The organism is Pseudomonas sp. B23(2017) (genome assembly GCF_002113725.1).
Taxonomy (GTDB): Bacteria; Pseudomonadota; Gammaproteobacteria; order Pseudomonadales; family Pseudomonadaceae; genus Aquipseudomonas; species Aquipseudomonas putida_Z.
This window is the reverse complement of record NZ_NEJM01000008.1, coordinates 54060-79803: the sequence shown is the minus strand read 5'-3', so window position 1 is coordinate 79803 and position 25744 is coordinate 54060. Positions and strand designations below refer to the sequence as shown.

Below are 25744 nucleotides of genomic sequence, written 5' to 3'. Positions count from 1 at the left end.
CTTGCGCAGTCGCTGCCAGTCGCCTTGCCCTGAACACGGCTCTGAAAATGGCTTTGAAAACAGCCCCGAACCTTGCACTGCACCGCGCCAGGAATATGAGACTTACACCCGCAATATTGCTGCTCTGCCTCACCCTGCTGCCGGCCCTTGGCCAGGCCGCAGGCAAGACCGTGTACGGTCTCAACGAATATGCACGCCTGGGCGACCTGGACCTGGAAGTGGCCGCCAAGCTCGACACCGGCGCCAAGACCGCGTCGCTCAGCGCCCGCGACATCAAGCGTTTCAAGCGCAACGGCGAAAGCTGGGTGCGCTTCTACCTGGCCATCGACGCCGCCCATTCGCATCCCATCGAACGCCCGCTGGCACGCGTAAGCAAGATCAAGCGCCGGGCCGGCGACTATGATGCTGAATCGGGCAAGGCCTATACCGCGCGCCCGGTCATCGAACTTGAAATCTGCATGGGCCAGGCCATGCGCACCATCGAAGTCAACCTCACCGACCGCAGCGCCTTCCAGTTCCCGCTGCTGATCGGCTCCGAGGCGCTCAAGCACTTCGACGCGCTGGTCGACCCAAGCCTTAAATACGCGGCCGGCAAACCTGCCTGTGCCACCGACGCTCCCAAAGCAGAGTAATCCCGATGCGCTCTCTTACCCTCCATCTGAAAGTCCTGATCACCGTGCTGGTGCTGTTGGGCGTGGCGGTCACGGCTTATCAGATCTTCGTACTCGGCATCCCGGTAACCGAGGATGAAACCGACGACCTGTGGAACATCGACGCCAAGGTCGAGTTCGTGGCCAGCACCAAGGACCCGGTCAAGGTGCAGATGTTCGTGCCACCGCTGAACCGCGACTACGTCAGCCTCAACGAGAGCTTCATCTCCAACAACTACGGGGTGAGCGTCAACCGTGCCGACGGCAACCGCAAGGTCACCTGGTCGGCCCGCCGCGCCAGCGGCAACCAGACCCTCTACTACCGCCTGGTGCTGACCAAGCGCTACAGCAACGAGAAGACCACGGTCAAAGGCCCGACCTTCCGTGACAGCCTGGCAGTGGAAGGCCCCGAGAAGATCGCCGCCGAGGCCCTGATGGCGCCGATCCGCCAGCACTCGGCCGACGTCGAGACCTTCGTCAGCGAGACCATCAAGCGGGTCAACAACCTGAACGACGATAACGTCAAGCTGCTGCTGGCCGGCGACACCACGGCCATGAAGAAGGCCCAGGTCATCGACCTGCTGCTGTCGATCGCCCACGTACCGATGGAGAAGGTGCACACCATCCGCCTGGTGGCCGACACCCCGCAAACCCCGGAACTGTGGCTGCGCAGCTTCAACGGCACCGACTGGCTGTACTTCAACCCGGACACCGGCGAGCAGGGCCTGCCAAGCGATCGCCTGCTGTGGTGGACCGGTGACGACAACCTGATCACCGTCGATGGCGGCAAGAAGGCCAACGTTACCTTCAGCATGAACAACAGCGAGATGAACGCCATCCGCCTGGCCAAGCTGACCGACGAGAATACCGACGCCGACTTCCTCGAATATTCGCTGTACGGCCTGCCGCTGCAGACCCAGCAAACCTTCATGATCATGGTGATGATCCCGATCGGCGTGCTGGTGATCCTGGTGCTGCGCAACCTGGTCGGCCTGCAGACCCTGGGTACCTTCACCCCGGTACTGATCGCCCTGGCCTTCCGCGAGACCCAGCTTGGCTTCGGTATCGTGCTGTTCACGGTAATCACCGCCCTGGGCCTGTCGCTGCGCTCGTACCTGGAACACCTGAAGTTGCAGATGCTGCCACGCCTGTCGGTGGTACTGACCTTCGTCGTGGTACTGATTGCCGCCATCAGCCTGTTCAGCCACAAGCTGGGCCTGGAGCGCGGGCTGTCGGTAGCGCTGTTCCCGATGGTGATCCTGACCATGACCATCGAGCGCCTGTCCATCACCTGGGAAGAGCGTGGCGGCGGCCATGCCATGAAAGTGGCCATCGGCACCCTGTTCGCCGCTTCCCTGGCGCACCTGTTGATGATGGTGCCGGAGCTGGTGTACTTCGTGTTCACCTTCCCGGCCGTGCTGCTGATCCTGGTGGGCTTCATGCTGGCGATGGGTCGCTACCGCGGCTACCGCCTGACCGAGCTCGTGCGCTTCAAGGCATTCCTGAAGAAGGCTGACGCCTGATGTTTGGCCTGATCAAGACGTGGAAAGCCCTGGAGGCCCGGGGCATCATGGGTATCAACCGGCGCAACGCGGACTACGTGTTGAAGTACAACAAGCGCCACCTGTACCCGATCGTCGACGACAAGATCATCACCAAGGAGCGCGCCCTGGCGGCCGGCATCCATGTGCCGGAAATGTACGGCATCATCGAGACCGAGAAAGAGATCGAGAAGCTCCACCAGATCATCGGCGGGCGCAGCGATTTCGTCATCAAGCCGGCGCAGGGCGCCGGTGGTGACGGTATCCTGGTGATCGCCGACCGCTTCGAGGACCGCTACCGCACAGTGTCGGGCAAGATCATCAGCCACGAGGAAATCGAGCACCAGATCTCGAGCATCCTCACCGGCCTGTACTCGCTGGGCGGGCACCGCGACCGTGCGCTGATCGAGTACCGGGTCACCCCCGACCAGATCTTCAAGAGCATCAGCTACGAAGGCGTGCCGGACATCCGCATCATCGTGCTAATGGGCTACCCGGTGATGGCCATGCTGCGCCTGCCGACCCGCCAGTCCGGCGGCAAGGCCAACCTGCACCAGGGCGCCATCGGCGTGGGTGTCGACCTGGCCACCGGCGTGACCCTGCGCGGCACCTGGTTGAACAACATCATCAGCAAGCACCCGGACACCACCAACGCGGTGGATGGCGTGCAACTGCCGAACTGGGACGGCTTCATGAAGCTGGCCGCCGGCTGCTACGAGCTGTGCGGCCTGGGCTACATCGGTGTCGACATGGTGCTGGACCAGGACAAGGGGCCGCTGATTCTCGAGCTCAACGCCCGCCCCGGCCTGAACATCCAGATCGCCAACGACTGCGGCCTGACCCAGCGCACACACGCCATCGAGGCGCACCTGGAAGCACTGGCCAAGGATGGCATCAGCGAAGATGCCGAACAGCGCGTGCGGGTATCGCAAGGCTTGTTCGGGCACGTGCACCCGCGCTGAAATCGCCGGGGCTGCTGCGCAGCCCTGTCGCGACACAAGGCCGCTCCTACAGGATCACGCGATCTCCTGTAGGAGCGGCCTTGTGTCGCGACAGGGCCGCAAGGGCGATACCCAGTGCTTGAATGTCGCCACAAAGCTAGGCGCATTTCCTGCACAGGTCTACAATCGCCCTCCTCGCTTTTACATCGCCGTCCACACTGATGCCGACCTGTACGCTCCACCCCCTGCCCTACCAGCCCGACCCTGCCGCCTATTTCGCCCGCCTGCGCCAGGCCCCCGGTGCGATCCTGCTGGACAGCGCCCGCCCCGGCGCCGAACGCGGGCGCTTCGACCTGCTCAGCGCCTGGCCGCTGCAACACCTGCAGGCGCAGCCCGACGAAGATGGCCGCACCTTCCTCCAGCGCCTGCGCGCCGGTCTGGCACGACTGGGCCATGCGCAGTTGCCCGCAGGCAGCGAGCTGCCGTTCGCTGGCGGCCTGATCGGTTACCTGAGCTATGACTTCGGCCGCCGCCTGGAACACCTGCCCAGCCTGGCCGTGGACGACCTTGGCCTGCCGGACGCGCAACTGGGGCTGTATGCCTGGGCGCTGGTGACCGACCACCAGTGCGCGACCAGCCAACTGGTGTTCCACCCGAGCCTGCCCGGCAGCGAACGGGAACGCCTGATCGCCCTGTTCGAAGGTGTCGACAACGCGGAAAGCGGCAGCTTCCAGCTACTCGCGCCGATGGCCGGCGACCTGCAGCCCGAGCAGTACAAGGCCGCCTTTGACCAGGTGCAGCGCTACATCCAGGCCGGCGACTGCTACCAGATCAACCTTACCCAGCGCTTCCGCGCGCCCTGCCAGGGCGATCCGTGGCACGCTTACCAGGCCCTGCGCAAAGCCTGCCCCACCCCCTTCTCCGGCTACCAGCAACTGGCCGACGGCAGCGCCCTGCTGAGCTTTTCGCCCGAGCGCTTCATTCGCGTCAGCCAGCGCCAGGTGGAAACCCGGCCGATCAAGGGCACCCGCCCGCGCGCCAGCAACCCGGCAGAAGACCTGCGCAATGCCGAGGAGCTGCTGCACAGCCCCAAGGATCGCTCGGAAAACCTGATGATCGTCGACCTGCTGCGCAACGACCTGGGGCGTACCTGCGAGATCGGCTCGGTGAAGGTGCCCGAGCTGTTCAGCCTGGAGAGCTACCCCAATGTGCACCACCTGGTCAGCAGCATCACCGGCCAACTGGCCAGCGACAAGGACGCCCTGGACCTGATCGGCGACAGCTTCCCCGGCGGCTCGATCACCGGCGCGCCGAAGATCCGCGCCATGCAGATCATCGACGAACTGGAGCCGGCACGCCGGGCGCTGTACTGCGGCTCACTGCTCTACGTGGATGTGCGCGGCGAGATGGACAGCTCGATTGCCATTCGCAGCCTGCTGGTCAAGGGTGGACAGGTCAGCTGCTGGGGCGGCGGCGCGGTGGTGGCCGACTCCGAGTGGCAGGCCGAATATGAAGAGTCGATTGCCAAGGTGCGGGTGTTGATGGAGACCTTGCAGGGCTTGTGATCGGCGACTCCAAGCCCGCCTACCCCGCCATTTTTTGTTACCATCACCTCACTACGAGCGCACAGCGCCACAGCCACGATGGAAACCGCCTGATGAGCCAACCCTTCGACGTCGCAGCACTGGCCGCGACCTATGCCAACAAGTCCCCGCAGGACATCCTCAAGCTTGCCTTCGAGCACTTCGGTGATGACCTGTGGATCTCCTTCAGCGGCGCCGAGGATGTGGTGCTGGTGGACATGGCCTGGAAGCTGAACAAGCAGGTCAAGGTGTTCAGCCTCGACACCGGCCGCCTGCACCCGGAGACCTACCGGTTCATCGACCAGGTCCGCGAGCAGTACAACCTGCCGATCGAGATCCTCAGCCCCGACCGCGCCAAGCTCGACCCGTTCGTCAAGGAAAAGGGCCTGTTCAGCTTCTACAAGGACGGCCACGGCGAGTGCTGCGGTATCCGCAAGATCGAGCCGCTGCGTCGCAAGCTGGCCACCGTGAGCGCCTGGGCCACCGGCCAGCGCCGCGACCAGAGCCCGGGCACCCGCAGCCAGGTGGCGGCAGTGGAAATCGACAGCGCCTTCTCCACCCCCGAGCGCACCCTGTACAAGTTCAACCCGCTGGCACAGATGACCAGCGAGGAAGTGTGGGGTTATATCCGCATGCTGGAGCTGCCGTACAACAGCCTGCACGAGCGCGGCTTCATCAGCATCGGCTGCGAGCCCTGCACCCGCCCGGTGCTGCCAAACCAGCATGAGCGCGAAGGGCGTTGGTGGTGGGAAGAGTCGACGCAGAAGGAATGCGGGTTGCACGCGGGCAACCTGATCAGCAAGGCATAATGGGCCGTTGTGGGAGCGGGTTCATCGAGGCGTCGAACCGCCGCGAACACCGGCGAAGCCGGTGCCATACACCGCGTCGCCTTCTTCGCGGGTAAACCCGCTCCCACAGGGGCCGTGAGGCCCCTGCAATTCTGGATCAGTGCACCGGCAGCTCGACGCCTTCGAACAGGTCTTCCAGCTCCTGCTTGTTGTGGCACTGGATGGCCTTGGCCATCACTTCACGGGTCAGGTGCGGGGCGAACTTCTCGATGAAGTCGCACATGAAACCACGCAGGAAGGTGCCGCGGCGGAAGCCGATCTTGGTGATGCTGGCTTCGAACAGTTCGCTGGCATCCAAGGCCACCAGGTCGCTGTCGAGCTTGGTGTCCACCGCCATCTTGGCGACGATCCCAACGCCCAGCCCCAGGCGCACATAGGTCTTGATCACGTCGGCGTCAGCCGCGGTAAACACCACTTTCGGCGTAAGGCCGCGGTGGTTGAACGCTTCGTCCAGCTTCGAACGCCCGGTGAAACCGAACACGTAGGTAACGATCGGGTATTCGGCGACCGCTTCCAGGGTAAGCTTTGGCAGCTTGGTCAACGGATGGCCCTGCGGCACCACCACGCAGCGGTTCCACTTGTAGCACGGCATCATGATCAGGTCGCCGAACAGCTCCAGCGCCTCGGTGGCGATGGCGAAGTCCACCGTCCCGTCCGCGGCCATCTCGGCAATCTGCATGGGCGAACCCTGGTGCATGTGCAAGGACACTTCCGGGTACTGCTTGATGAAGTTGCTGATCACCGGCGGCAAGGCATAACGCGCCTGGGTGTGGGTGGTGGCGATGGACAGCGTGCCCTTCTTCTCGTTGGAGAATTCCTGGGCAATCTGCTTGATGCTTTCGACCTTGCGCAGGATTTCGCCAGCGGTATTGATGATGCGCTCACCGGCCGGGGTAACGCGGGTCAGGTGCTTGCCGCTGCGGGCAAAGACTTCAACACCCAGCTCATCCTCGAGCAGGCGGATCTGCTTGCTGATACCTGGCTGGGAGGTATACAGGCTCTGCGCCGTCGCGGAGACGTTGAGGTCATGGTGCGCCACTTCCCAGATGTAGCGCAGTTGTTGAAGCTTCATAGGTTCCCCTCGGTTCAGCGATGAGTCCGCGGCAGCAGGCAGCGACGATATATAACTATATTAGTGGTTCTGGAAATAAATCTAGAACTATTTTGTTACATACCCCCGGAAATGGCCTACGGCCATCTTCATGCTTTCCTACGCCCCAAATGCTGCGCCAGCGGCACCATGTACACCGGTACAGGCGACAGCTGCAGCAGCCGTACCGCCGTGCGCCCCAATGGCACATCCACGCCGGCGCCAGCACTGTGGCTACCGAAAATCAGCAGGTCGACGCTCAGCCGCTGCGCCTGGTCGAGGATCACCTGCGCCGGGTCGCCCTGGCGTACTCGCACCGCCTTGATCACCGCCAGGTCGGCCTCCTCGCCCAGTTCGTCGCGAAAGTTTTCCAGCACACGCTGCTCGATATTGGCCATCACCGTGTTCACCCCCTGGCTGTGCAGCTGGTCGAGCGTCTGTTCATCGAGGTAGCTTTGCAGGAGAGATTCAGCGAACTGGCCCATGGGCTCTACCGCGTGGATCACATACAACTCGGCGCCGAATGTGCGCGCCAGCGCCAGCGCGTGTTGCATGACAAAAGGGGCGTAGACACCGAGGTCGGTGGCGTACAGCATGGAGTGGATCATTCGACCTCCTCGACTGCCGCTGCGGCAGAGCAAGCTTCAGCTTAGCAGCGCGCCGGACGCACGCTTTGCCGTCCGGCGCGCTGCTGATGCGGGCTGGAGGGCCCCGGTGGGGCCAGAGCCACCCTCAGCGGGGCTGTTCGCCCCGGTCGATGAAAGCCAGCGCCTGGTACAGCATCTCCATGCGTGGCAAGTGGCAGCCTGCCGCACGCGCCTGCGCCAACGGCTCGGCATAGATGGCCTGCAGCTCCAGCGGGCGCTTGTGGACATGGTCGTGGTACATGCTGGGCCAGTAGTCGGGCATGCGCTCGGTCACCTGGAACAGGTGCTCGGCATACCCCTCGGGCAACACATGGCCACACGCCGCCGCACCCTGCACCACCTCGGCCATCAAGGCCTGGATCAGGGCGCGACCATGACTGTCGGCCATCAGCGGCGTGGTGCTGGCGCCGAGCAGCACCGACAGGCCGTTGTAGGGCACGTTCCAAACCAGCTTCTGCCAGCGTGCCTGGGCCAGGTCGGGCATGGCCTGCGAGTCGATGCCCGCAGCCCGGAACAGCTCCGCGCCTTCATTGACCAACTCGGCACCACCATCGTTGGCCGGCCCGCTGTGGTAGCCGAGGTTGACCGCGCCCAGGGCCTGGTGGCGGATCACGCCGGGCGCCTGGCGGTTGACGCAGATGAAACACAGGCCGCCGAGCAGGTGCATGTCGCTGCGCAAGGCCGGGCGCAACTGCTCCTCCACGCCCAGGCCGTTCTGCAGCAGCACCACCTTGGCGCCCGGTGCGGCCGCCTGCACGATCAGCGGCGCCAACTGGTCATTGCTGGTGGCCTTGGCCCCCACCAGCAGCCAGTCGCAGGGTGGCATGTCGGCGGCACTGGCATAGGCCTGCACCTTCATCTGCAAGTTGCCATGCACGGCACTGTCCAGGGTCAACCCCTGCTCGCGGACAACCTCGTACTCGCTGCGCAACAGAAAATGCACATCGAAGCCGGCCCGGGCCAGCATCAACCCATAGAAGCCGCCGATGGCGCCACTGCCGATGATGCCGATACGTGGTGTGTGCGGATGCATGCCGATCTCCAGGTAAATGTCAGCCCTCTTTTTACACAGGTTGCGCAGCGCTGGGCAGCCCATGCACGGCAAACACCTGCCATCTCGGAAAAACCCCACACGGACTGGGCCCAGCCCATTGTCGCGCCACCTGTAACGCGCTAAGGTTCGGCTCCCCGCTGCAATTATTCTTGCTGCTGGGCCGCACGGGGATAGTTGGCGGCCGGCACCCGTGACCTGACGAGTAACACGATGGCTGATTTACCGATCGATGACTTGAACGTTGCCTCCAACGAGACCCTGATCACCCCCGATCAGCTCAAGAAGGAAATCCCCCTCAGCGCCAAAGCCCTGCAGACCGTGACTGCCGGCCGTGAAGTGGTGCGCAATATTCTCGACGGCAAGGACCATCGCCTGTTCGTCGTGGTCGGCCCTTGCTCGATCCACGACATCAAGGCCGCCCACGAGTACGCCGAGCGCCTGAAAGTGCTGGCCGAGGAAGTGTCCGACACGCTGTACCTGGTCATGCGCGTGTATTTCGAAAAACCGCGCACCACCGTCGGCTGGAAAGGCCTGATCAACGACCCGTACCTGGATGACTCGTTCAAGATCCAGGATGGCCTGCACATCGGCCGCAAGCTGCTGCTGGACCTGGCCGAAATGGGCCTGCCGACCGCCACCGAAGCGCTCGACCCGATTTCCCCGCAGTACCTGCAGGACCTGATCAGCTGGTCGGCCATCGGCGCCCGCACCACCGAATCGCAGACCCACCGCGAGATGGCTTCGGGCCTGTCCTCGGCAGTCGGCTTCAAGAACGGTACTGACGGCGGCCTGACTGTTGCCATCAACGCCCTGCAGTCGGTGTCCAAACCGCACCGCTTCCTCGGCATCAACCAGGAAGGCGGCGTGTCGATCGTCACCACCAAGGGCAACCCGTACGGCCACGTGGTACTGCGCGGCGGCAACGGCAAGCCGAACTACGATTCGGTCAGCGTCGCCCTCTGCGAGCAGGACCTGGCCAAGGCCAAGATCAAGGCCAACATCATGGTCGATTGCAGCCACGCCAACTCCAACAAGGACCCGGCCCTGCAACCGCTGGTGATGGAGAACGTCGCCAACCAGATCCTCGAAGGCAACCAGTCGATCATCGGCCTGATGGTCGAGAGCCACCTGAACTGGGGCTGCCAGTCGATTCCGAAGAACCTGGACGAGCTGCAGTACGGCGTGTCGATCACCGATGCCTGCATCGACTGGTCGGCTACCGAGAAGACCCTGCGCAGCATGCGTACCAAGCTGAAGGATGTGCTGCCGCAGCGCAAGCGCGGCTGATGCGATAAAGAGCGGGGCCGCTTCGCGCCCCATCGCGACACAAGGCCGCTCCTACAGGGTTATGCGATTTCCTGTAGGAGCGGCCTTGTGTCGCGATGGGCTGCGAAGCGGCCCCGCTTTTTTTACAGAATCAGACCTTGCTCGAATGCCGCTGCTGGCGCTCCATGTAGCGCTCCACGTACGAGCAGGACGGAATCACCGTGTAGCCCATCTGTTCAGCGTACTCCAGGGCCCGTTCGGTCAGGGCGGCAGCAATCCCGCGGCCGCGCAGGGCGTTGGGTACGAAGGTGCGATAGATGTCCAGCGTCTGCTTGCCCAGGTCCATGTACGTCAGATAGGCACGATGACCGTCCACGTTGGTCTCGAACTGATGACCGGCCTGGTCATGGTGGATGGTCAGCGCTTCGCTCATCACTACTCCTCGCAGGTCTTCTCGGCAGACCCATACCTTAACCGATGGTGGTTTATCCGGCACAGAATCCTCTACGCCACCTGTTGCCCCCTTCGACCACTGGACGATTGCAATCGTTCGGATCCTCTGGCACTCACAAGATAGTAGGCGCCGCAGGCGGGATTGCTCAAGGTGGTGGCGGTTAAAAATGGCGAAAATGCAGCCAGATGCCATTCTTGGCAACGCGCCAGGCAGCCACCGGATGTACTAGGGCTTAAGACGCCGAAGGACAGTTAAAGTCACCCTTAGTTCAACAAAAAAGTTCCTGTACTACAGTCGCTTGCGAACCCTGTACGTTTTTTTCACAGGCGTGTCGCAAATCTTGTCGGAAAGGCGTCAAGCAACATTTTTTTTGCAGTTCTTGCGCTTAGTCAGTTTACTTACTACAAGTAATGGGTACTATGTACGCCGGCCAGTTTCTCTTTTCCGAGAGATGGCTATTTAATAGAAAGTCCTTGAAGGGGAACACGATGAACAACGTTCTGAAATTCTCTGCTCTGGCTCTGGCCGCAGTTCTGGCTACCGGTTGCAGCAGCGTATCCAAAGAAACCGAAGCTCGTCTGACTGCGACTGAAGACGCAGCAGCTCGCGCTCAAGCTCGTGCAGACGAAGCCTACCGTAAGGCTGACGACGCACTGGCAGCCGCTCAGAAGGCTCAGCAGACCGCTGACGAAGCCAACGAGCGCGCTCTGCGTATGCTGGACAAAGCCAGCCGCAAGTAATAATCCTCACGGATTGTTATGGAGCCGACCCACTTGTGGGTCGGCTTTTTTATTGCCTGCGCACAAGGCAAACGCGCCACGCAGAAACGAAAAGGCCTGCACTAAGGCAGGCCCGGGTGTGTCGCAATTACCTTACTGCAGTTCGGGCGGAATGCTCGAAACCATAGGTGCGCCACCCTGGTTTTCGGTCGGCACGGCAATTTCCACCGGCATGCCATCTTCCGCGGCCACCACGTCACGGACCATGTCCCAGTTCATGCGTAGGTTATTGGCCAGGTCTTCACGCTTGAGCAAGGCGTTGATAACAGCAGTGTGTTTATCGACCACCGACGGATTACCCTGGTCGTCCAGCGGCGTGTGCGCCTCCAGATAGACCTTGCCGCCACTGATACCAAACTTGTAGGGCTCGTTGATGATGCGCACCGGCGTACCCACCGGCACCATCTTCGACAGTTCCAGCACGTTGTTGTTGAGCATGCGGAAGCAACCGTGGCTGGTACGCATGCCAATGCCGAACTTCTTGTTCGAACCATGGATCAGGTAGCCCGGCACGCCGAGGGTGAACTTGAACGGCCCCAGCGGGTTGTCCGGGCCGGCCGGCACCACGCTCGGCAAGATGTCGCCGTCAGCCGCGTGCTCGGCACGGATCGACGCTGGCGGGGTCCAGGTCGGGTTCGGCGTCTTGGCGGTGATCTTGGTATTGGCGATCGGCGAGCCCCAGCCTTCACGGCCAATGCCCAGCGGGAAGGTATGCACCACGTTCTGCCCTTTCGGGAAGTAGTACAGGCGGTATTCGGCCAGGTTGATGACGATGCCCTCACGCGGGCCCGGCGGCAGGATGTAGCGGGTCGGCAGGATGATCTCGGTGCCGGCACCTGGCAGCCATGGGTCCACGCCCGGGTTGGCGGCGATCATTTCCAGGTAGCCGAGGTCGTTGGCAGTGCCGATATCGGCGAACGTGTCCTCGTACTTTGCCTTGATCACATGCACCTGGCCGATGATGTCTTCACCGGGTGGTGGCAGTGGCAGCTCCAGCGCAGCAGCGGGGCCTGCTACCAGCAGGGCGGCCAGGGACAGGCTACGGGTGACGGCAGGAAAGCGCGGCAACATCCGGTAAATCCTTCGAAAGGTGGGTCAAGAGAATCGATTGTACACCTGCGCCGATGCAAGCGGGAGGCATTGGCGCCATGCAAGCGTTCCAGATGATGAAAGGCGCGGTGTTCAGGCGCCCTGCAGCTCCGGCCACACCGGGCGCATGCCGCGCCGCTGGGCATCGAGGATGGCGCGGCACAGGTCGCACAGGCGGCCGTCGCGGTAGATCGAGCGCGCCACCCCCGACCAGCGCGGTTGCGCCGGCAGCAGGCCCCCACACAGAGTGCGGTCGGCCGGTACGCCCAGCTCGAGCTGGCGGGCCACGAGGTGGACGCGGATTTCCTGGCAGGCGAACAGGTCGAGCTGCTCATCAGGCTCGATCAGTTGGTAGGCATACAGGGACCAGGCAGGGCGCGGCATCGGTGGCACTCGAAACGGGGGGCGCAACATTAGCCGAAAGCCGGCGCCGTTTAAAGCGTCACAGCAAGGGTTTTATCGCCGGCCAGGCATTTTCCAGCAGGCGCTGCTGGGCAGCCTGGGCCGGGTGAATGCCATCCGCCTGCATCAACTCAGGCACGCCCCCTACCCCCTCGAGGAAAAACGGCACCAGCGGCACCTGTTTTTCTGCCGCCAGCTGTTCATACACCTGGGCGAACGCGGTGGTGTAGCGCACGCCATAATTGGGTGGCAGGCGCATGCCCAGCAGCACCACCTTGGCACCGGCCTTGCGCGAACTTTCGATCATCGAGGCAAGATTTTGTTGCAATTGCGCTGGCGACTGCCCGCGCAGGCCATCGTTGCCGCCCAGCTCCAGCACCACCAGGCTCGGCTTGTGCGCTTCAAGCAGCGCCGGCAGCCGCGCCTGGCCACCTGCACTGGTGTCGCCGCTGATCGATGCATTGACCACTTTGTCGTCGAAACCTTCGTCCCGCAGGCGGGTCTGCAACAGGGAGACCCAGCCCTGGCGGGTATCCAGGCCAAAACCGGCGCTGATACTATCGCCGACAACCAGCAGTGTTCCCGCCGCCGCGCTCTGGGCCAGGCAATACAGGGCCAGACCGGCACTCAACCACCACACTCGCATCGGATTCTCCATGGGCCCCAGCATTCTCGTTGCGCAGAACCTTAGCAAAGTGGTCCCCAGCGCGGAAGGTGACCTGACCATCCTGCACGCGCTGTCCCTCGACCTGGCCCAGGGCGACAGCCTGGCCATCGTCGGCGCCTCGGGCTCGGGCAAGTCGACCCTGCTCGGCCTGCTCGCCGGTCTCGACCAGCCCAGTGCCGGCAAGGTCATCCTCGCAGGCCACGACCTGGGGCCGCTGGATGAAGACCAGCGCGCGCGGGTGCGCGCCGAACATGTGGGCTTCGTGTTCCAGTCGTTCCAGCTGCTCGACAGCCTCAACGCCCTGGAAAACGTCATGCTGCCGCTGGAGCTGGATGGCCGCCGCGATGCCCGCGAACACGCGCGCACCCTGCTCGAACGGGTCGGCCTGGGCAAGCGCCTGAGCCACACCCCGCGCCAGCTTTCGGGCGGCGAACAGCAACGGGTGGCCATTGCCCGTGCCTTCGCCGCGCAACCGGCAGTGCTGTTCGCCGACGAACCCACCGGCAACCTCGACAGCCACACCGGCGAGCGCATCAGCGACCTGCTGTTCGAACTGAACAAGGAACGCGGCACCACCCTGGTGCTGGTTACCCATGACGAACGCTTGGCCCGGCGCTGCCGCCGCCAGATCCGCCTGGATGCGGGCCGCCTGGTGGCCCCGGTGGAGGCTTGATGAACCACATGCCACTGTCCCGCCTGTGCGGCCTGGCCCTGCGCCAGTTGCTGCGCGACATTCGCGCCAGCGAAGTGCGCGTGCTGTTCTTCGCCCTGCTGGTGGCGGTCGCGGCCAGCACTGCCATCGGTTATTTCGGTGCCCGCCTCAACGGCGCCATGCAACTGCGCGCCAGCGAGTTCCTCGGTGCCGATCTGGTGCTGCAGGGCAGTGCCCCGGCCCGCGACCAGCAGATAGAAGCCGGCAAGGCGCTTGGCTTGCGCCACGCACAGGTGGTCGAGTTCACCAGCGTGGTCGGCGGCGACAACGGTATCCAACTGTCCAGCGTCAAGGCTGCCGATGGTGCCTACCCGTTGCGCGGGCAAGTTCGCAGTGCCGCGGAGCCCTATGCCGCAGAAACTCCGGGCGGCGGCCCGGCACCTGGCGAAGCATGGGTCGAGCCACGCCTGTTGGCGGCACTGGGGCTGAAGGTTGGCGACAGCATCGACGTGGGCATGAAGACGCTACGCATGAGCCGCGTACTGACCTACGAACCGGACCGCGCCAACAACTTCTACAGCCTTACCCCACGGGTAATGATGAACCTGGCCGACCTGCAGGCCACCGGCGTGATCCAGCCGGGCAGCCGGGTCACCTACCGCGACCTGTGGCGCGGCGATGCAGAAGCGTTGGCCCAGTACCGCGGGGCACTGAAAAAGGACCTGGCCGCCAACCAGCGCCTGCGCGACACCCGCGATGGCAACCAGCAGGTCGGCGGCGCCCTGGGCAAGGCCGAGCGCTACCTGAACATGGCCAGCCTGGTGGCGGTGCTGCTGGCAGGCGTCGCCGTGGCCCTGTCGGCCAGCCGCTACGCCGCACGCCGCCTGGACGCCAGCGCCCTGCTGCGCTGCCTGGGCCTTTCGCGCCGCCAGGCACTGGGCCTGTACTGCCTGCAATTGGCCATGCTCGGCCTGGTCGCCGCGCTCGCCGGCGCCCTGCTCGGCTGGCTGGCCCAGCTGGGCCTGTTCCGCCTGCTGCATGGCCTGCTGCCAAGCGTGGTGCCTGCAGGCGGCATCGTCCCGGCCCTGGCCGGCATCGCTACCGGGCTGGTGGCCCTGGCCGGCTTCGCCCTGCCGCCAATTGCCGCGCTGGGCCAGGTGCCGCCGCTGCGCGTGCTACGCCGCGACCTGCTGCCGATACCGCCCAGCAGCTGGCTGGTGTACGGCGCGGCCCTGTTCGCACTGGGCCTGATCATGTGGCGCCTGAGCCTCGACCTGCTGCTCACCTTCGCCCTGCTCGGTGGCGGCCTGGTCGCCGCGCTGCTGCTCGGTGGCCTGCTGCTGCTCGGTTTGCGCAGCCTGCGCCAATTGCTGGCCGGGGCCCCGCTGACCTGGCGACTGGGGCTGGGCCAACTGCTGCGCCACCCCATGGCCGCTGCCGGCCAAGCCCTGGCCTTCGGCCTGATCCTGCTGGCCATGGCCCTGGTCGCGCTGCTGCGCGCGGAACTGCTCGACACCTGGCAAGCACAGCTGCCCAAGGATGCACCCAACCATTTCGCCCTGAACATCCTGCCGGATGACCGTGAGCCGTTCGCCCAACACCTGCAGCAGGTCAATGCCACCTCGGCACCGCTGTACCCGGTGACACCCGGCCGCCTGGTGCGCATCAACGAGCAACCGGTGCAGCAGGTGGTCAGCAAGGACTCGGCAGGCGAGCGCGCCGTGCAGCGCGACCTCAGCCTGACCTGGGCAGCCGAACTGCCCGAAGGCAATACACTGACGGGCGGCAACTGGTGGCAGGCGTTGCCCGCCGAAGATGAAATCCCCGGTGTGTCGGTGGAGGCGGAACTGGCCAGCAGCCTGAAGCTGCAACTGGGCGACCTGCTGACCTTCGACATCGGCGGCCAGCAGCGCCAGGCCCGGGTCAGCAGCCTGCGCAGCGTGCACTGGGACAGCTTCCAGCCGAACTTCTACATGATCTTCCAGCCCGGCACGTTGCAGGGGCTGCCGACCACCTACCTGACCAGCTTCTATCTGGCACCGGGCCATGACCTGGATGTGGTGGCGCTGTCACGGGCATTTCCGGCAGTGACCATTCTGCAGGTGGATGCCTTGCTCGATCAGCTGCGCAGCATCCTCGCCCAGGTGACCCTGGCGGTGGAGTACGTGTTGCTGTTCGTGCTGGCAGCCGGGTTGGCTGTGCTGTTCGCAGGCTTGCAGGCAACGCTAGACGAGCGCATCCGCCAGGGCGCCTTGCTGCGTGCGCTGGGCGCGGCGCGGCCATTGCTGGTCAAGGCGCGGCGGATCGAGTTCGGCTTGCTGGGTGCGGCCAGCGGCTTGCTGGCGGCGGTCGGGTGCGAGCTGATTACCCTGGTGCTGTACCGCTATGCCTTCGACCTGCAATGGAGCCCGCATGTGTGGTTGCTGCTGTTGCCACTGGCAGGGGCGCTGCTGGTAGGTGGTGCGGGGGTGCTGGGGACGCGGCGGGCGTTGAATGCCAGCCCGTTGGCGGTTTTACGCGAGAGTTGATGACAGCCCGTGCTGGCCTCTTCGCGGGCGCGCCCGCTCCCACAGGTTCACCACAGTACTTGAAACCTGTGTCGGACCTGTGGGAGCGGGTTTACCCGCGAAGAGGCCGGCACAGGCAATATCAACTCACTGGCCGTAAGTGATGCTGTTCACATACCAGGTCGCTTCACCGGTAGGCGTATGCACCACCACCTCATCACCCTCCTCCTTCTTCAGCAAGGCACGAGCCATGGGCGAGTCGATCGAGATGTAGTCATTGCGCCCATAGATCTCGTCATACCCGACAATGCGAAACTTCATGGTCTCGCCCTCGTCGTTCTCGATCTCCACCCAGGCACCGAAAAACACCTTGCCCTCCTGCTGCGGCGAGTAGGCGACCACCTTCACATCTTCAAGACGCTTGCGCAGGTAACGCACCCGGCGGTCGATCTCGCGCAGCAGCTTCTTGTTGTACTGGTAGTCGGCATTCTCGCTGCGGTCGCCCAGCGATGCCGCCCAGGTAACCTTCTGGGTAATCTCCGGGCGGTATACCCGCCACAGGTGGTCCAGTTCTTTCTTCAGCGCCTCATGGCCTTCCGTGGTGATGATGTTGGTACTCAACAGCGCGCTCCTCAGCGGCGGGTAATCAGGCCTTGGCGCGCGATACGGGTGAGGTGGCCGATGATTTCGGCGGCCTCGTCCGGTGCCGGGGCCTGGATCACGGCCAGGTCGAAACGGTCATTGCCATACTGTGCGAGGTGGCAGCCGGTATCGGCGAACTGGATCAGAAATGCACGCGCCTGGCCCTTGCGCCGGGACAGGCCTTCAAGGTGACGTAAAAGAGTGGGTTGATGCTGGCCGCCGAGCAGGATGCGCGGTGTGCGGGACGCCTGGCTGGCAGGCAAGGGACTCAAACAGACACTGGTACGTGGGCAACTCATGGAGCTTCTCTCCGCCTCGCGAATCCCGCTGGGCAGCGGTGGGAGGCGTCACCGAACCAGCGCTTTAGCGGTATTTCGGATGACCCGGAGAGGGGCTTTCCTGCGCCCCGCAAGTAGCTGTTTAAATCGGCGCAGACGGTATGCTAGAGCTACAAGCGGCAAGATACAAGCCTCAAGCCGAAAGTGATCGGCCTGAGGCTTGTATCTTGGCATTTGCGGTGGATCAGCGGGCGATCAGGCGGTCCAGCGAGAAGCGGCCAGCGCCTTCGATCAGTACCGCGACGGTGCCAGCCAGCAGGGCCAGGCCGAACTCATAGCCGTTGTTGGACATGAACAGACCGTTGCCGATATGCACCGAGAGGATCGCCACCACCAGGGTCACCGCCAGCACCAGGGCCGCCGGGCGGGCCAGCAGGCCGATCACCAGGGCCAGGCCGCCGAAGAACTCGGCACTACCAGACAACAGGGCCATCAGGTAACCCGGGGCCAGGCCGATGCTCTCCATCCACTGGCCGGTGCCTTCCAGGCCATAGCCACCGAACATGCCGAACAGTTTTTGCGCGCCATGCGCAATGAAGATGATGCCGACCAGGATACGGATGACGCTCAGGCCTGCGCCGGCGCGGGTGGAGAACAGAGCGTTGAGGGTAGCGTTGTTCATGTCGAAGACTCCTTGAAGCGGGGAAGTTGTGTTGGGATGGGCGCCATCATAATCGATTCAATAGATATGAAAATCGCAAAAAACCCAAGATAACAATCGACAAAATCGATTTGTCAGCGTTTAGCCACACGCTCCAGCGCGGCACGCTCCCGGTTGAACGCTACAAAGTACTTGTTGACGCTATTGACGAAGTTGACTGGCCCCATGCCCACCTGCTCCATGGCGATACGTTCGGTCTGGAAGAACCACTGGTCGCCATTCAGCCCGCGCCGCCGCGCTTCGGCGCGCATGGCCTGGACGCGCTCGGGGCCCAGGTTGTAGGCCGCCAGCACGAAGGCCATGCGCTCGCGCTCGTTGATCTTGGCGCTGGCAAAGAACTTGCGCCGGATCAGCGCCAGGTAACGGGCGCTGGCCTGGACATTGCCATCAACCGTGGCGGTGTTGCTCACCCCCACGCGCTGCGCCGCCGAAGGGGTGATCTGCATCAGGCCATGGGCCCCTCCGGTGCCGCGCGCGGCCGGGTTGAGCGTCGACTCCTTGAAGGCCAGCGCGGCCAGGTTGAGCCAGTCGATCTGCTGCGCCTCACCGTGTTTCTGCAGCACCGCCCGCAGCGCGGTCAGGCGCTGGCGATTCTTGCTGGCCAAGGGGTCGTGCACCCGGTACTGGCGGCGGTAGATGCGCTCGAACGCGGCGTCCTGGTTGTCCGGTGCGCGGTAGCCCCGCAGAAAGCGATCGACCGTGGCCTGCAACTGCGGCGCATCGGGCCTCACATACCAACGCATGGCTTGCGGCGCCCCCAGTTTCACGCGGCTGTCCAGGCGCAGGCGCGGCATCACCCGGGCCCAGCGCCGGGCGATCGGCTGCTCGACCACGGTCAGGTGATAGATGCCGGCCTGGACCATTTCCAGCACATCCTCCACCGCCAAGGTCGAGTCGACCCACTCCACCTTGATCGGCGCGCGCTTGCGCAGCGCCAGCTGCTGGTTGACCTGCTGGATCAACGGGCCGGCGGCACTGGCGCTGGTCAGGGCCACGGTACGCCCGGACAACTGCTCGACATGGCTGAAGCTGCGTTCGCCCTTGCGCCCCACCAGCAGCAGCGGCACCTGGTCGAGCACCGGCGCGCTGCTGCTGACCCCACGCACCACGGCGGGGTCGAGCAGCTCACCCGGCGCGGCCAGGTCACCCTCGCCCCGGGCCAGGGCGCCGAGCAACTGCTCCTTGGCCCGCGGGATCAGCTTGAGCTGGATCTCCTGGCCGTCGGCGGCGCGGGCATTGAGGTAATGTTCCAGGGCACGCAGGCGATAGTATTCGATGCCGACCGGCTCGCCCTTGACCTCACCGGAGCTGTTGCGGCTCTGGTTGACCAGCACCCGCAGCACCTGGCTGGTGCGAATCTGTTGCAGGTCACGGACCTTGGCCGGCGCGATGTTCTGCTGCGGTCCCGGCACGCGCGCGTGGGCAGGCCCGGTCAAGGTCAGCCCAAGCGTCAGCAGGAAAATGAGCCAGCATCGCTGCATGCGAAAACGTGTCCGTGGTCGGTGGGCGGCATCCATGGGGTTGCACCGCCAAGAGAGAAATGACGGTAAAAGACCACGGCAACAGCATGAAGTTCTTGGTTTTTTCAGAAAAACACGGTTTTTGCTATGCTGGCCGCCCCGCGGCACGAGGTAGCACCATGCAACTGATCGATATCGGCGTCAACCTGACCAACAGCAGTTTCCACGACCAGCAGGCGGCAATCGTCGAGCGCGCCCTTGAGGCCGGGGTCACGCAGATGGTGCTGACGGGCACCAGCCTGGCGGTCAGCGAACAGGCGCTGGAGCTGTGCCAGCAACTGGATGCGAGCGGCGCGCACCTGTTCGCCACGGCAGGCGTACACCCTCATGATGCCAAAACCTGGGATGCCGGCAGCGAGCGCCAGTTGCGCCAGTTGCTGAATGAAACACGCGTGCGCGCCGTGGGCGAATGCGGCCTGGACTTCAACCGCGACTTCTCCCCTCGCCCGCTGCAGGAAAAAGCCCTGGAGGCACAGTTGGCACTGGCTGCCGAGCTGCGTCTGCCGGTGTTCCTGCACGAACGCGACGCCAGCGAACGCCTGCTGGCGATCCTCAAGGATTACCGCGACCACCTGACCGGCGCAGTGGTGCACTGCTTTACCGGCGAGCGCGACGCGCTGTTCGCCTACCTGGACATGGACCTGCACATCGGTATTACCGGCTGGATCTGCGACGAACGCCGTGGCACCCACCTGCACCCGCTGGTGGGCAACATTGCCGAGGGGCGGCTGATGCTGGAGAGCGATGCGCCTTACCTGCTGCCGCGCAGCCTGCGGCCCAAGCCGAAGAACGGGCGCAACGAACCAGCGTTCCTGCCGGAGGTGTTGCGTGAAGTGGCCTTGCACCGGGGCGAGTCGACCGAACATACGGCGGCGCATACCACGGCAACGGCGCAGGCGTTTTTCCGACTCCCCTGAACCCGTCGCGTTCTCCTATAGGAGCGGCCTTGTGTCGCGACAGGGCCGCAACGCGGCCCCGGCAATCTATGCAGCGAAGCTGAAAACCTGGGGGCGCTTCGCACCCCTGTCGCGACACAAGGCCGCTCCTACAAAAGCGCGTCAGAACTTGCGGCAGAATTTTCTTGATGCACATCAAGAAAGGCCCTGGCTTGCGCAGGCACAATGATGGCACCTTGCCAATATTGTTCCCGCTCAACTCAGAGAAGACCTGCCCATGGGTGCCTGGCTTAGCAATGTTTCCCTGAAGTACAAGTTCTGGGCCGTCAATGCGGTGGCCTTTGTCACGACCTTGCTGCTGGTGCTCTATGCCGTGCACCTGGAGCAACGCGCCCGCGCCGAGGCCGCGCAGGCCCAGGCGGCCGCGCAGGCCCAACTGCTGGCTGCCTGGCCGGCCGGCCAGCCGCTGCCCCGCCCGGCCAACGTCATCAGCTGGTCAGCCGGGCAAACGCCCACCTTCGCGGGTGAACCCCTCGAGGCCCTGCGCAATGCCCAAGGCTGGGTCGAACTGCCCGCCGCCCGGCTCTTGGGCAACAACCCGCTACAGGGCGCGCAGGTGCTGCGCAACGGCGATCAGCAAATGGCCGTGCTGGCCCAGTCGCCCAGCCTGCGCCAGGTGTTCCTCGACCGCTTCAGCAACTACGCGGTATGCGTGCTGATCCTGATGCTGGCCATGCTCGGCGCCTCGCAGCTGCTGATCCGCTTCCTGCTCAGCCAGCTCAACACGCTCAAGGATGTGATGCTGCACGTGGAAAAAACCGGCGACCTGTCGGCCCGCGTACCGCTGGCCTGTGGCGACGAGGTCGGCCAGATGGCCGGGGCCTTCAATGCCATGCAGGCGACCTACCACCGCGTGGTCAGTACCGTCGCCCACACCGCAGCGCAACTGGACTCCGGTGCGGCGCGCCTGGCTGCAAGCATGAGCGACGTGCGCCACGGCATGCTCGGCCAGCAGAGCGAGACCGACCAGGCCGCTACCGCCATCAACGAAATGTCGGCGACGGTGCACCACATCGCCCAGCACGCCGGCGCCACCCGTGACCTGTCACAAACCGCCGACACCCTGGCCGGTAGTGGCCAGGAGGTGGTCAGCCGGGTGCAGGACTCGATTTCCGGGCTGTCCAGCGGCGTTCAGCAAACTGCCGAGATGATTCGCCAGCTGGCCGAAGACAGCCAGAAGATCAATGGCGTGGTCAGTGTGATCCACAGCATCGCCGAGCAGACCAACCTGCTGGCGCTCAATGCCGCCATCGAAGCAGCGCGCGCCGGCGACCTGGGCCGCGGCTTTGCCGTGGTGGCCGATGAAGTGCGCAACCTGGCCAAGCGCGTGCAGAACTCCACCGACGAGATCACCACCATGGTCTCGGCCCTGCAGTCGGGCACCCGCGATGCAGTGGATTTCATGCAGGAAAGCTCGTACAAGGCCGACGACTGCGTCAGGCAGGCCCAGGAGGCCGGCGAAGCACTGGCCGAGATTACCGGTGCCGTGGCGCAGATGCGCGAAAGCAACACCCAGATTGCCGTGGCAGCCGAGCAGCAAAGCCAGGTGGCCGAGGAAATGAACCGCGCCGTGGTGAGTATTCGCGATGTCACCGAACAGACCGTGCAACAGACCGTGGGCTCGGCGACCACCAGCAGCGAACTGGCGACCCTGGCCGGTGAACTGAACAAGGCCATTGGCCAGCTCAAGCTATAGTCACCATAGCCAGCCTCGATTGGCCCCCGCCTGGGGGGCGCACTAAGCTTTGGGCATGACCGAGAGGAAATGCCCATGAGCAAACGCCTGCCCAACCTGCCCGCCTGGCAATGGCGCGGCTACCACCACAACCACCGCCACCCGACCAACCTGGTGCTGCACCTGATCGCCGTGCCGCTGTTCATCCTTGGCGCGTTGCTGATTCTGTCCGGCCTGTTCGGCCTGGATCTGGGCCAGATTGCCGTTGGCATCATTGCCTTGATCGCCGGCCTGGGCCTGCAGCGCCAGGGCCATCGCCTGGAAGCCGAGCAACCCGAGCCCTTCGCCAACCGCAAGGATGCCGTGCAACGCCTGCTGACCGAGCAGTTCATCACCTTTCCGCGCTTCTTGCTGAGCGGGGCCTGGTGGAAGGCCTGGCGGGAACGACACAAGCATCGGCGCTGATGCCATTGGGGCTGCTCTGCAGCCCAATCGCGACGCAAGGCCGCTCCCACAAGAACCGCGCATGTCCTGAAATTTACGCGATCCTGTGGGAGCGGCCTTGTGTCGCGATTGGAGCGCAACGCGCTCCCGGGTTCGGTCAGGCAAACACGGTAACCGTCTGCCGGCTCAAGGCCAGCAACTCGCCCTGCGCCGTCCTCAACGCGGCGGCGGCATGCCCGTAACCATCCCGCGCATGCTCGGTTTCCACGCAATAACGGCACCAGTCCAGGGTCGACAGCTGCGCCGTGGGCTGCATGAATTCGATGGTCCAGGTCAACGTGCTGCCGGCAGCCGGCTGCTTGAGAAACGGCATCAGGCTCGGTGGCCAGGCATCGACCAACGCCAGCAGGTGCGCCTCGTTGACCGGTTCTTCGGCCACCGAGCGCAAACGTACCCAGCCACCCATCTGGCGCGACTGATTGCCACTGAACGGCAACCCACCCACCGCCCAGCGCAAGGCCACATGCTGCATGAACTCCGGGGTAACGCCTTTGATATGCGGCAGCTCGGGGGCTGCGTCTTCGAGCGCTTTCATTTCCGTGGCCGGCAACGCCGGCACATCGACCACTGATGGCCGCCCTGCACCGAAATTGCCCTGCACCAGGGTCACCACCTGGCCGTCTTGAACGGCACGGCCCAGCAAGGTGCTGACTGCCTTGCCTTCACGCAGCACCTCCACGTCGAAGCGGATTGGCACATCCGCCGCGGCCGGCGCCACAAAGCTGATGGCCAGCGAACGCACGGGGCGGTCATCGGAGATTTTCTGGCGCATGGCTTCATACACCATGGCCGCCATCAGCCCGCCAAAGGCGGCGCGACCCTGGGCCCAGCTTGGCGGGACGCTCACCGCTTCGGGGTTGGCCCGCACGGCGTCGAGCAGTTGGTTGAAATTCATTGGCCGGCTCCTGCCTGCAGCGAAAAAGGTCTGTCCATCCTAGCCAGCAAACCCTTGTCGATCAGCCCGCATATCGGTCATTTTTCGGGCTTTCGCCGCGCCAGCGCCTGCAGCAGTGCATCCAGCGTCACATCCGAATGGCGCTCGGCCTCGTGCAACTCCTGCTCCCAGGCGACCTTGCACGGTGCCAGGTCGGCATGGTCGCGCGCCTGCAACAGCCATTGCAGGCGATCATGCCAGTCACCCAGGTCGCCCTGGGCCTGCTTCAGCAAGCGCCGCAACGGCTTGCCCGCATGGTCGAGCTGCGGGTATGCCTCGTCACCGTAGCGCGCACGCTTGATCAGCAAACGCAGGCGATGGCGATCGTGGGCCGGGTCCTGCAGCGCTTTGTGCAACTTGCGCCACTGTTTGACCAGGCGTTTGTCGATACGCTTTTCCAACGCCTTGACCAGGCCCTCGCGGCCAGCTGCACGCAGGAACAGCGGAAACGCGTCGACAATCGCCAGCACCCGGGTCAGCTGCGGGCTGGCGGCAACACTGGCAAAGGTACTGCCACGCCCTTCCAGGCGCCGCTGCCCGGCCTCGGCAAAACCACGCCCGATCAGTTCGGCCGCCAGCACCTCACGGTCACGCAACGGCGTGGTCAGCGTACCCAACGACTTGGCGGCGTCCTCCAGTTGCTCCACCCCCGGTAGCCCACGCAGCGGCCGCAGCAGGCTGCGCAGGCGCCGCAGGGTGGTGCGCAGGTCATGCAAGGCCTCACTGTCGGTATCGGCAGCCAGGCGCTCGCGGCAGGCCAGCAGGCGCACCTGCAAGGCCACTATCTGGGCAACCACATGATCGAGCATGGCAGACATCGAAAGACGCTCCTTGGTCAGCGCCCGGCGCGAGACTCACGAATATAGAAACGGGCCTTTTCGGCTTTTCTGGTACAGCTTTCATAACCTTCGAACTGCTGCTGGGTCTTGGCCCCGGTCAGCAACGACAAGGCCTTGGAGTAGCTCACGGCACCGGCAAAGCCTTCGGCCTTGGCCAGGTCCAGTTCCTTCCAGGCGGCATCCAGTTGGGTCGCGCAACTCTCGCGGTAGGCCGTCTTGCCCGCGCAGCCAGCAAGGGCCAAGGCGATCAAGGGAAGGCAGATCCAGGCTTTCATCGGTAATACCTCAAAAGAAAAAACGTTGGCTTTTTGACGCCTCGGCAGCTGAAAAGTGCCCTGCCCAGCCCGCTTGGCCCAGCCAGTTTTATTACAGTAGCTCAGCGCGATGCACATTGAAGCACAGGTGGCGATGGGTGCATTGTAGGACCATGGTTGCACTGGCCGGGGAATGTTCATGAGCAAACGCGTGGCACTGGTACTGGGATCCGGCGGAGCCCGGGGGTATGCACATATCGGGGTGATCGAGGAAATCGAGCGGCGTGGCTACGACATTGCCTGCATCGCCGGCTGCTCCATGGGCGCGGTGATCGGCGGCATCTATGCCGCCGGCAAGCTGGAAGACTACCGCAACTGGATCGAGAGCCTCGACTACCTGGATGTGTTGCGCCTGGTCGATGTCAGCTTTCGCCTCGGCGCAATTCGCGGCGACAAGGTGTTCGGGCAAATCCGCAAGATCGTCGGCGAGATCAACATCGAGCAGTTGCGCATCCCCTACACGGCGGTTGCAGCCGACCTCACCAACCAGCAGGAAATCTGGTTCCAGGAAGGCTGCCTGCACCAGGCCATGCGCGCCTCGGCGGCCATCCCCAGCCTGTTCACCCCGGTGATGCAAGGCAACCGCATGCTGGTCGACGGCGGCATCCTCAACCCGCTGCCGATCGTGCCGGTGGTGTCCAGCCACTGCGACCTGATCATCGCGGTCAACCTCAACGCCACCAACCAGAAGCAGTACCAGTTACCGGTGATCGAACGCCCGGCGGCGTTCAAGATGCGTTTCGATGCCCTGCTCAGTTCGCTGGGCTCGCGCTTGCCGTTCCGGCGCAAGCCGGCGGAGGAGCTGATCCGCATCGAGCAGGAAATCGTCGCCGAAGGGCTGGCGCCGCCAAACCCATGGCTGGCCGATGCCGCCAACCCGGAAGGCCAGCAACCGGCGGCGGCGCCGGAGCGCGAAGGCGCACCGAAGTCGGCGACCGGCTCGTTCATCATCGACAACGTGGGGCCCGCTTCGCTGCTGGACTTGATCAACCAGAGCTTCGAGGTCATGCAGACGTCGTTGGCGCAGTACAAGATCGCCGGCTATCCGCCGGATGTACTGATCAACGTGCCCAAACGGGTATGCCGGTTTTTCGAGTTCTACAAGGCGCCGGAGCTGATTGCCCTGGGGCGGGAGATTGCGCGGGATACGCTGGATATCCATGAAGGGGTGAAACGCTAGACCCTGCGCTG

General features: G+C 64.1%; 27 protein-coding genes. 13 read left to right on the top strand and 14 right to left on the bottom strand.

What is annotated here, in order from left to right:
• The first annotated feature begins 95 nt into the window (after nt 1-95).
• From CAG46_RS14790 to CAG46_RS14770, 5 genes are all read left to right on the top strand, one after another.
• A complete protein-coding gene (locus tag CAG46_RS14790; protein WP_085617527.1) occupies nt 96-632 on the top strand; it encodes an ATP-dependent zinc protease in 537 nt (178 codons plus the stop codon).
• Nucleotides 633-637: 5 nt separating this feature from the next.
• Nucleotides 638-2173, top strand: a complete 1536-nt coding sequence (locus CAG46_RS14785; RefSeq protein WP_025338437.1) for an inactive transglutaminase family protein — start codon at nt 638-640, stop codon at nt 2171-2173.
• A complete protein-coding gene (locus CAG46_RS14780; protein ID WP_025338436.1) occupies nt 2173-3153 on the top strand; it encodes an alpha-L-glutamate ligase-like protein in 981 nt (326 codons plus the stop codon). The genes CAG46_RS14785 and CAG46_RS14780 overlap by 1 nt, the downstream gene beginning before the upstream one ends.
• Before the next feature lie 200 nt (nt 3154-3353).
• Entirely contained in the window at nt 3354-4697 is a 1344-nt protein-coding gene (gene pabB / locus CAG46_RS14775; protein ID WP_085617525.1) for an aminodeoxychorismate synthase component I, read from the top strand.
• Nucleotides 4698-4789: 92 nt separating this feature from the next.
• A complete protein-coding gene (locus CAG46_RS14770) occupies nt 4790-5524 on the top strand; it encodes a phosphoadenylyl-sulfate reductase (protein ID WP_015269712.1) in 735 nt (244 codons plus the stop codon).
• Nucleotides 5525-5660: 136 nt separating this feature from the next.
• Here the strand turns inward: CAG46_RS14770 and cysB are convergent, their stop codons facing one another.
• From cysB to CAG46_RS14755, 3 genes are all read right to left on the bottom strand, one after another.
• Complete coding sequence (cysB, locus tag CAG46_RS14765; RefSeq protein ID WP_013971904.1) at nt 5661-6635, bottom strand: HTH-type transcriptional regulator CysB; 975 nt, start codon at nt 6633-6635, stop codon at nt 5661-5663.
• Between the two features lie 128 nt (nt 6636-6763).
• Nucleotides 6764-7261, bottom strand: a complete 498-nt coding sequence (locus CAG46_RS14760) for a universal stress protein (RefSeq protein WP_015269711.1) — start codon at nt 7259-7261, stop codon at nt 6764-6766.
• Nucleotides 7262-7385: 124 nt separating this feature from the next.
• Nucleotides 7386-8333 carry a putative 2-dehydropantoate 2-reductase gene (locus tag CAG46_RS14755; protein ID WP_085617622.1) on the bottom strand — a complete coding sequence of 316 codons (948 nt, stop codon included), beginning with the start codon at nt 8331-8333 and terminating at the stop codon, nt 7386-7388.
• 231 nt (nt 8334-8564) lie between these two features.
• On the opposite strand from CAG46_RS14755, the gene CAG46_RS14750 reads away from it, so the two are divergent.
• A complete protein-coding gene (locus CAG46_RS14750; RefSeq protein WP_025338433.1) occupies nt 8565-9641 on the top strand; it encodes a 3-deoxy-7-phosphoheptulonate synthase in 1077 nt (358 codons plus the stop codon).
• 130 nt (nt 9642-9771) lie between these two features.
• Here the strand turns inward: CAG46_RS14750 and CAG46_RS14745 are convergent, their stop codons facing one another.
• Nucleotides 9772-10053, bottom strand: a complete 282-nt coding sequence (locus CAG46_RS14745; RefSeq protein WP_025338432.1) for a GNAT family N-acetyltransferase — start codon at nt 10051-10053, stop codon at nt 9772-9774.
• 509 nt (nt 10054-10562) lie between these two features.
• Between CAG46_RS14745 and oprI the strand changes: the two genes are divergently transcribed.
• Nucleotides 10563-10814, top strand: a complete 252-nt coding sequence (oprI, locus tag CAG46_RS14740) for an outer membrane lipoprotei OprI (protein WP_003259780.1) — start codon at nt 10563-10565, stop codon at nt 10812-10814.
• 132 nt (nt 10815-10946) lie between these two features.
• Here oprI and CAG46_RS14735 read toward each other — a convergent pair whose 3' ends face one another.
• The 3 genes from CAG46_RS14735 to CAG46_RS14725 form a co-directional block, all read right to left on the bottom strand.
• Nucleotides 10947-11924: a L,D-transpeptidase family protein gene (locus tag CAG46_RS14735; RefSeq protein WP_085592905.1), complete on the bottom strand. Its 978-nt coding sequence runs from the start codon at nt 11922-11924 to the stop codon at nt 10947-10949.
• A 111-nt stretch (nt 11925-12035) separates the two neighbouring features.
• Nucleotides 12036-12326 carry a hypothetical protein gene (locus tag CAG46_RS14730; RefSeq protein ID WP_025338431.1) on the bottom strand — a complete coding sequence of 97 codons (291 nt, stop codon included), beginning with the start codon at nt 12324-12326 and terminating at the stop codon, nt 12036-12038.
• A gap of 58 nt (nt 12327-12384) precedes the next feature.
• Nucleotides 12385-12990: an arylesterase gene (locus CAG46_RS14725; RefSeq protein ID WP_085617523.1), complete on the bottom strand. Its 606-nt coding sequence runs from the start codon at nt 12988-12990 to the stop codon at nt 12385-12387.
• A 10-nt stretch (nt 12991-13000) separates the two neighbouring features.
• On the opposite strand from CAG46_RS14725, the gene CAG46_RS14720 reads away from it, so the two are divergent.
• On the top strand, nt 13001-13684 hold the full coding sequence (locus tag CAG46_RS14720) for an ABC transporter ATP-binding protein (RefSeq protein WP_016714756.1): 684 nt from the start codon (nt 13001-13003) through the stop codon (nt 13682-13684).
• Nucleotides 13684-16191: an ABC transporter permease gene (locus CAG46_RS14715; protein WP_085617521.1), complete on the top strand. Its 2508-nt coding sequence runs from the start codon at nt 13684-13686 to the stop codon at nt 16189-16191. Before CAG46_RS14720 ends, CAG46_RS14715 begins: the two co-directional genes overlap by 1 nt.
• A 126-nt stretch (nt 16192-16317) precedes the next feature.
• Here the strand turns inward: CAG46_RS14715 and greB are convergent, their stop codons facing one another.
• From greB to CAG46_RS14695, 4 genes are all read right to left on the bottom strand, one after another.
• Nucleotides 16318-16791 carry a transcription elongation factor GreB gene (gene greB, locus CAG46_RS14710; protein WP_063914016.1) on the bottom strand — a complete coding sequence of 158 codons (474 nt, stop codon included), beginning with the start codon at nt 16789-16791 and terminating at the stop codon, nt 16318-16320.
• A gap of 11 nt (nt 16792-16802) precedes the next feature.
• Nucleotides 16803-17111 (bottom strand): hypothetical protein, encoded by a 309-nt coding sequence (locus CAG46_RS14705; RefSeq protein ID WP_025338428.1) that lies wholly within the window; start codon nt 17109-17111, stop codon nt 16803-16805.
• A 223-nt stretch (nt 17112-17334) separates the two neighbouring features.
• On the bottom strand, nt 17335-17772 hold the full coding sequence (locus CAG46_RS14700) for a DoxX family protein (RefSeq protein WP_015269705.1): 438 nt from the start codon (nt 17770-17772) through the stop codon (nt 17335-17337).
• Nucleotides 17773-17885: 113 nt separating this feature from the next.
• A complete protein-coding gene (locus CAG46_RS14695; RefSeq protein ID WP_085617518.1) occupies nt 17886-19292 on the bottom strand; it encodes a transglycosylase SLT domain-containing protein in 1407 nt (468 codons plus the stop codon).
• Between the two features lie 158 nt (nt 19293-19450).
• On the opposite strand from CAG46_RS14695, the gene CAG46_RS14690 reads away from it, so the two are divergent.
• The 3 genes from CAG46_RS14690 to CAG46_RS14675 all read left to right on the top strand — a co-directional run bounded on the left by CAG46_RS14690 (nt 19451) and on the right by CAG46_RS14675 (nt 22427).
• The gene (locus tag CAG46_RS14690) at nt 19451-20248 is read left to right on the top strand and encodes a TatD family hydrolase (protein WP_085617516.1); all 798 of its coding nucleotides are present in this window, start codon (nt 19451-19453) and stop codon (nt 20246-20248) included.
• Nucleotides 20249-20504: 256 nt separating this feature from the next.
• Complete coding sequence (locus tag CAG46_RS14680) at nt 20505-21983, top strand: methyl-accepting chemotaxis protein (RefSeq protein ID WP_085617512.1); 1479 nt, start codon at nt 20505-20507, stop codon at nt 21981-21983.
• A 75-nt stretch (nt 21984-22058) separates the two neighbouring features.
• Nucleotides 22059-22427, top strand: coding sequence for an Mpo1-like protein (locus CAG46_RS14675; RefSeq protein WP_038409214.1), 369 nt, complete (start codon nt 22059-22061; stop codon nt 22425-22427).
• Between the two features lie 136 nt (nt 22428-22563).
• Here CAG46_RS14675 and CAG46_RS14670 read toward each other — a convergent pair whose 3' ends face one another.
• The 3 genes from CAG46_RS14670 to CAG46_RS14660 form a co-directional block, all read right to left on the bottom strand.
• Nucleotides 22564-23361, bottom strand: a complete 798-nt coding sequence (locus tag CAG46_RS14670) for an acyl-CoA thioesterase II (RefSeq protein WP_085617510.1) — start codon at nt 23359-23361, stop codon at nt 22564-22566.
• 77 nt (nt 23362-23438) lie between these two features.
• Nucleotides 23439-24218 (bottom strand): CHAD domain-containing protein, encoded by a 780-nt coding sequence (locus CAG46_RS14665; RefSeq protein WP_085617508.1) that lies wholly within the window; start codon nt 24216-24218, stop codon nt 23439-23441.
• A 17-nt stretch (nt 24219-24235) separates the two neighbouring features.
• Nucleotides 24236-24514: a hypothetical protein gene (locus tag CAG46_RS14660; protein WP_003259403.1), complete on the bottom strand. Its 279-nt coding sequence runs from the start codon at nt 24512-24514 to the stop codon at nt 24236-24238.
• A gap of 178 nt (nt 24515-24692) precedes the next feature.
• Here CAG46_RS14660 and CAG46_RS14655 point away from each other — a divergent pair, with 178 nt between their 5' ends.
• Nucleotides 24693-25733 carry a patatin-like phospholipase family protein gene (locus tag CAG46_RS14655; RefSeq protein WP_024086621.1) on the top strand — a complete coding sequence of 347 codons (1041 nt, stop codon included), beginning with the start codon at nt 24693-24695 and terminating at the stop codon, nt 25731-25733.
• The last annotated feature ends 11 nt before the right edge of the window (nt 25734-25744 follow it).

Bases quoted from the DNA above. Each gene is read 5' to 3' on its own strand.
- CAG46_RS14790 (WP_085617527.1), top strand. From the start codon at position 96: ATGAGACTTACACCCGCAATATTGCTGCTCTGCCTCACCCTGCTGCCG.
- CAG46_RS14785 (WP_025338437.1), top strand. From the start codon at position 638: ATGCGCTCTCTTACCCTCCATCTGAAAGTCCTGATCACCGTGCTGGTG.
- CAG46_RS14780 (WP_025338436.1), top strand. From the start codon at position 2,173: ATGTTTGGCCTGATCAAGACGTGGAAAGCCCTGGAGGCCCGGGGCATC.
- pabB (WP_085617525.1), top strand. From the start codon at position 3,354: ATGCCGACCTGTACGCTCCACCCCCTGCCCTACCAGCCCGACCCTGCC.
- CAG46_RS14770 (WP_015269712.1), top strand. From the start codon at position 4,790: ATGAGCCAACCCTTCGACGTCGCAGCACTGGCCGCGACCTATGCCAAC.
- cysB (WP_013971904.1), bottom strand. From the start codon at position 6,635: ATGAAGCTTCAACAACTGCGCTACATCTGGGAAGTGGCGCACCATGAC.
- CAG46_RS14760 (WP_015269711.1), bottom strand. From the start codon at position 7,261: ATGATCCACTCCATGCTGTACGCCACCGACCTCGGTGTCTACGCCCCT.
- CAG46_RS14755 (WP_085617622.1), bottom strand. From the start codon at position 8,333: ATGCATCCGCACACACCACGTATCGGCATCATCGGCAGTGGCGCCATC.
- CAG46_RS14750 (WP_025338433.1), top strand. From the start codon at position 8,565: ATGGCTGATTTACCGATCGATGACTTGAACGTTGCCTCCAACGAGACC.
- CAG46_RS14745 (WP_025338432.1), bottom strand. From the start codon at position 10,053: ATGAGCGAAGCGCTGACCATCCACCATGACCAGGCCGGTCATCAGTTC.
- oprI (WP_003259780.1), top strand. From the start codon at position 10,563: ATGAACAACGTTCTGAAATTCTCTGCTCTGGCTCTGGCCGCAGTTCTG.
- CAG46_RS14735 (WP_085592905.1), bottom strand. From the start codon at position 11,924: ATGTTGCCGCGCTTTCCTGCCGTCACCCGTAGCCTGTCCCTGGCCGCC.
- CAG46_RS14730 (WP_025338431.1), bottom strand. From the start codon at position 12,326: ATGCCGCGCCCTGCCTGGTCCCTGTATGCCTACCAACTGATCGAGCCT.
- CAG46_RS14725 (WP_085617523.1), bottom strand. From the start codon at position 12,990: ATGCGAGTGTGGTGGTTGAGTGCCGGTCTGGCCCTGTATTGCCTGGCC.
- CAG46_RS14720 (WP_016714756.1), top strand. From the start codon at position 13,001: ATGGGCCCCAGCATTCTCGTTGCGCAGAACCTTAGCAAAGTGGTCCCC.
- CAG46_RS14715 (WP_085617521.1), top strand. From the start codon at position 13,684: ATGAACCACATGCCACTGTCCCGCCTGTGCGGCCTGGCCCTGCGCCAG.
- CAG46_RS14705 (WP_025338428.1), bottom strand. From the start codon at position 17,111: ATGAGTTGCCCACGTACCAGTGTCTGTTTGAGTCCCTTGCCTGCCAGC.
- CAG46_RS14700 (WP_015269705.1), bottom strand. From the start codon at position 17,772: ATGAACAACGCTACCCTCAACGCTCTGTTCTCCACCCGCGCCGGCGCA.
- CAG46_RS14695 (WP_085617518.1), bottom strand. From the start codon at position 19,292: ATGCAGCGATGCTGGCTCATTTTCCTGCTGACGCTTGGGCTGACCTTG.
- CAG46_RS14690 (WP_085617516.1), top strand. From the start codon at position 19,451: ATGCAACTGATCGATATCGGCGTCAACCTGACCAACAGCAGTTTCCAC.
- CAG46_RS14680 (WP_085617512.1), top strand. From the start codon at position 20,505: ATGGGTGCCTGGCTTAGCAATGTTTCCCTGAAGTACAAGTTCTGGGCC.
- CAG46_RS14675 (WP_038409214.1), top strand. From the start codon at position 22,059: ATGAGCAAACGCCTGCCCAACCTGCCCGCCTGGCAATGGCGCGGCTAC.
- CAG46_RS14670 (WP_085617510.1), bottom strand. From the start codon at position 23,361: ATGAATTTCAACCAACTGCTCGACGCCGTGCGGGCCAACCCCGAAGCG.
- CAG46_RS14665 (WP_085617508.1), bottom strand. From the start codon at position 24,218: ATGTCTGCCATGCTCGATCATGTGGTTGCCCAGATAGTGGCCTTGCAG.
- CAG46_RS14660 (WP_003259403.1), bottom strand. From the start codon at position 24,514: ATGAAAGCCTGGATCTGCCTTCCCTTGATCGCCTTGGCCCTTGCTGGC.
- CAG46_RS14655 (WP_024086621.1), top strand. From the start codon at position 24,693: ATGAGCAAACGCGTGGCACTGGTACTGGGATCCGGCGGAGCCCGGGGG.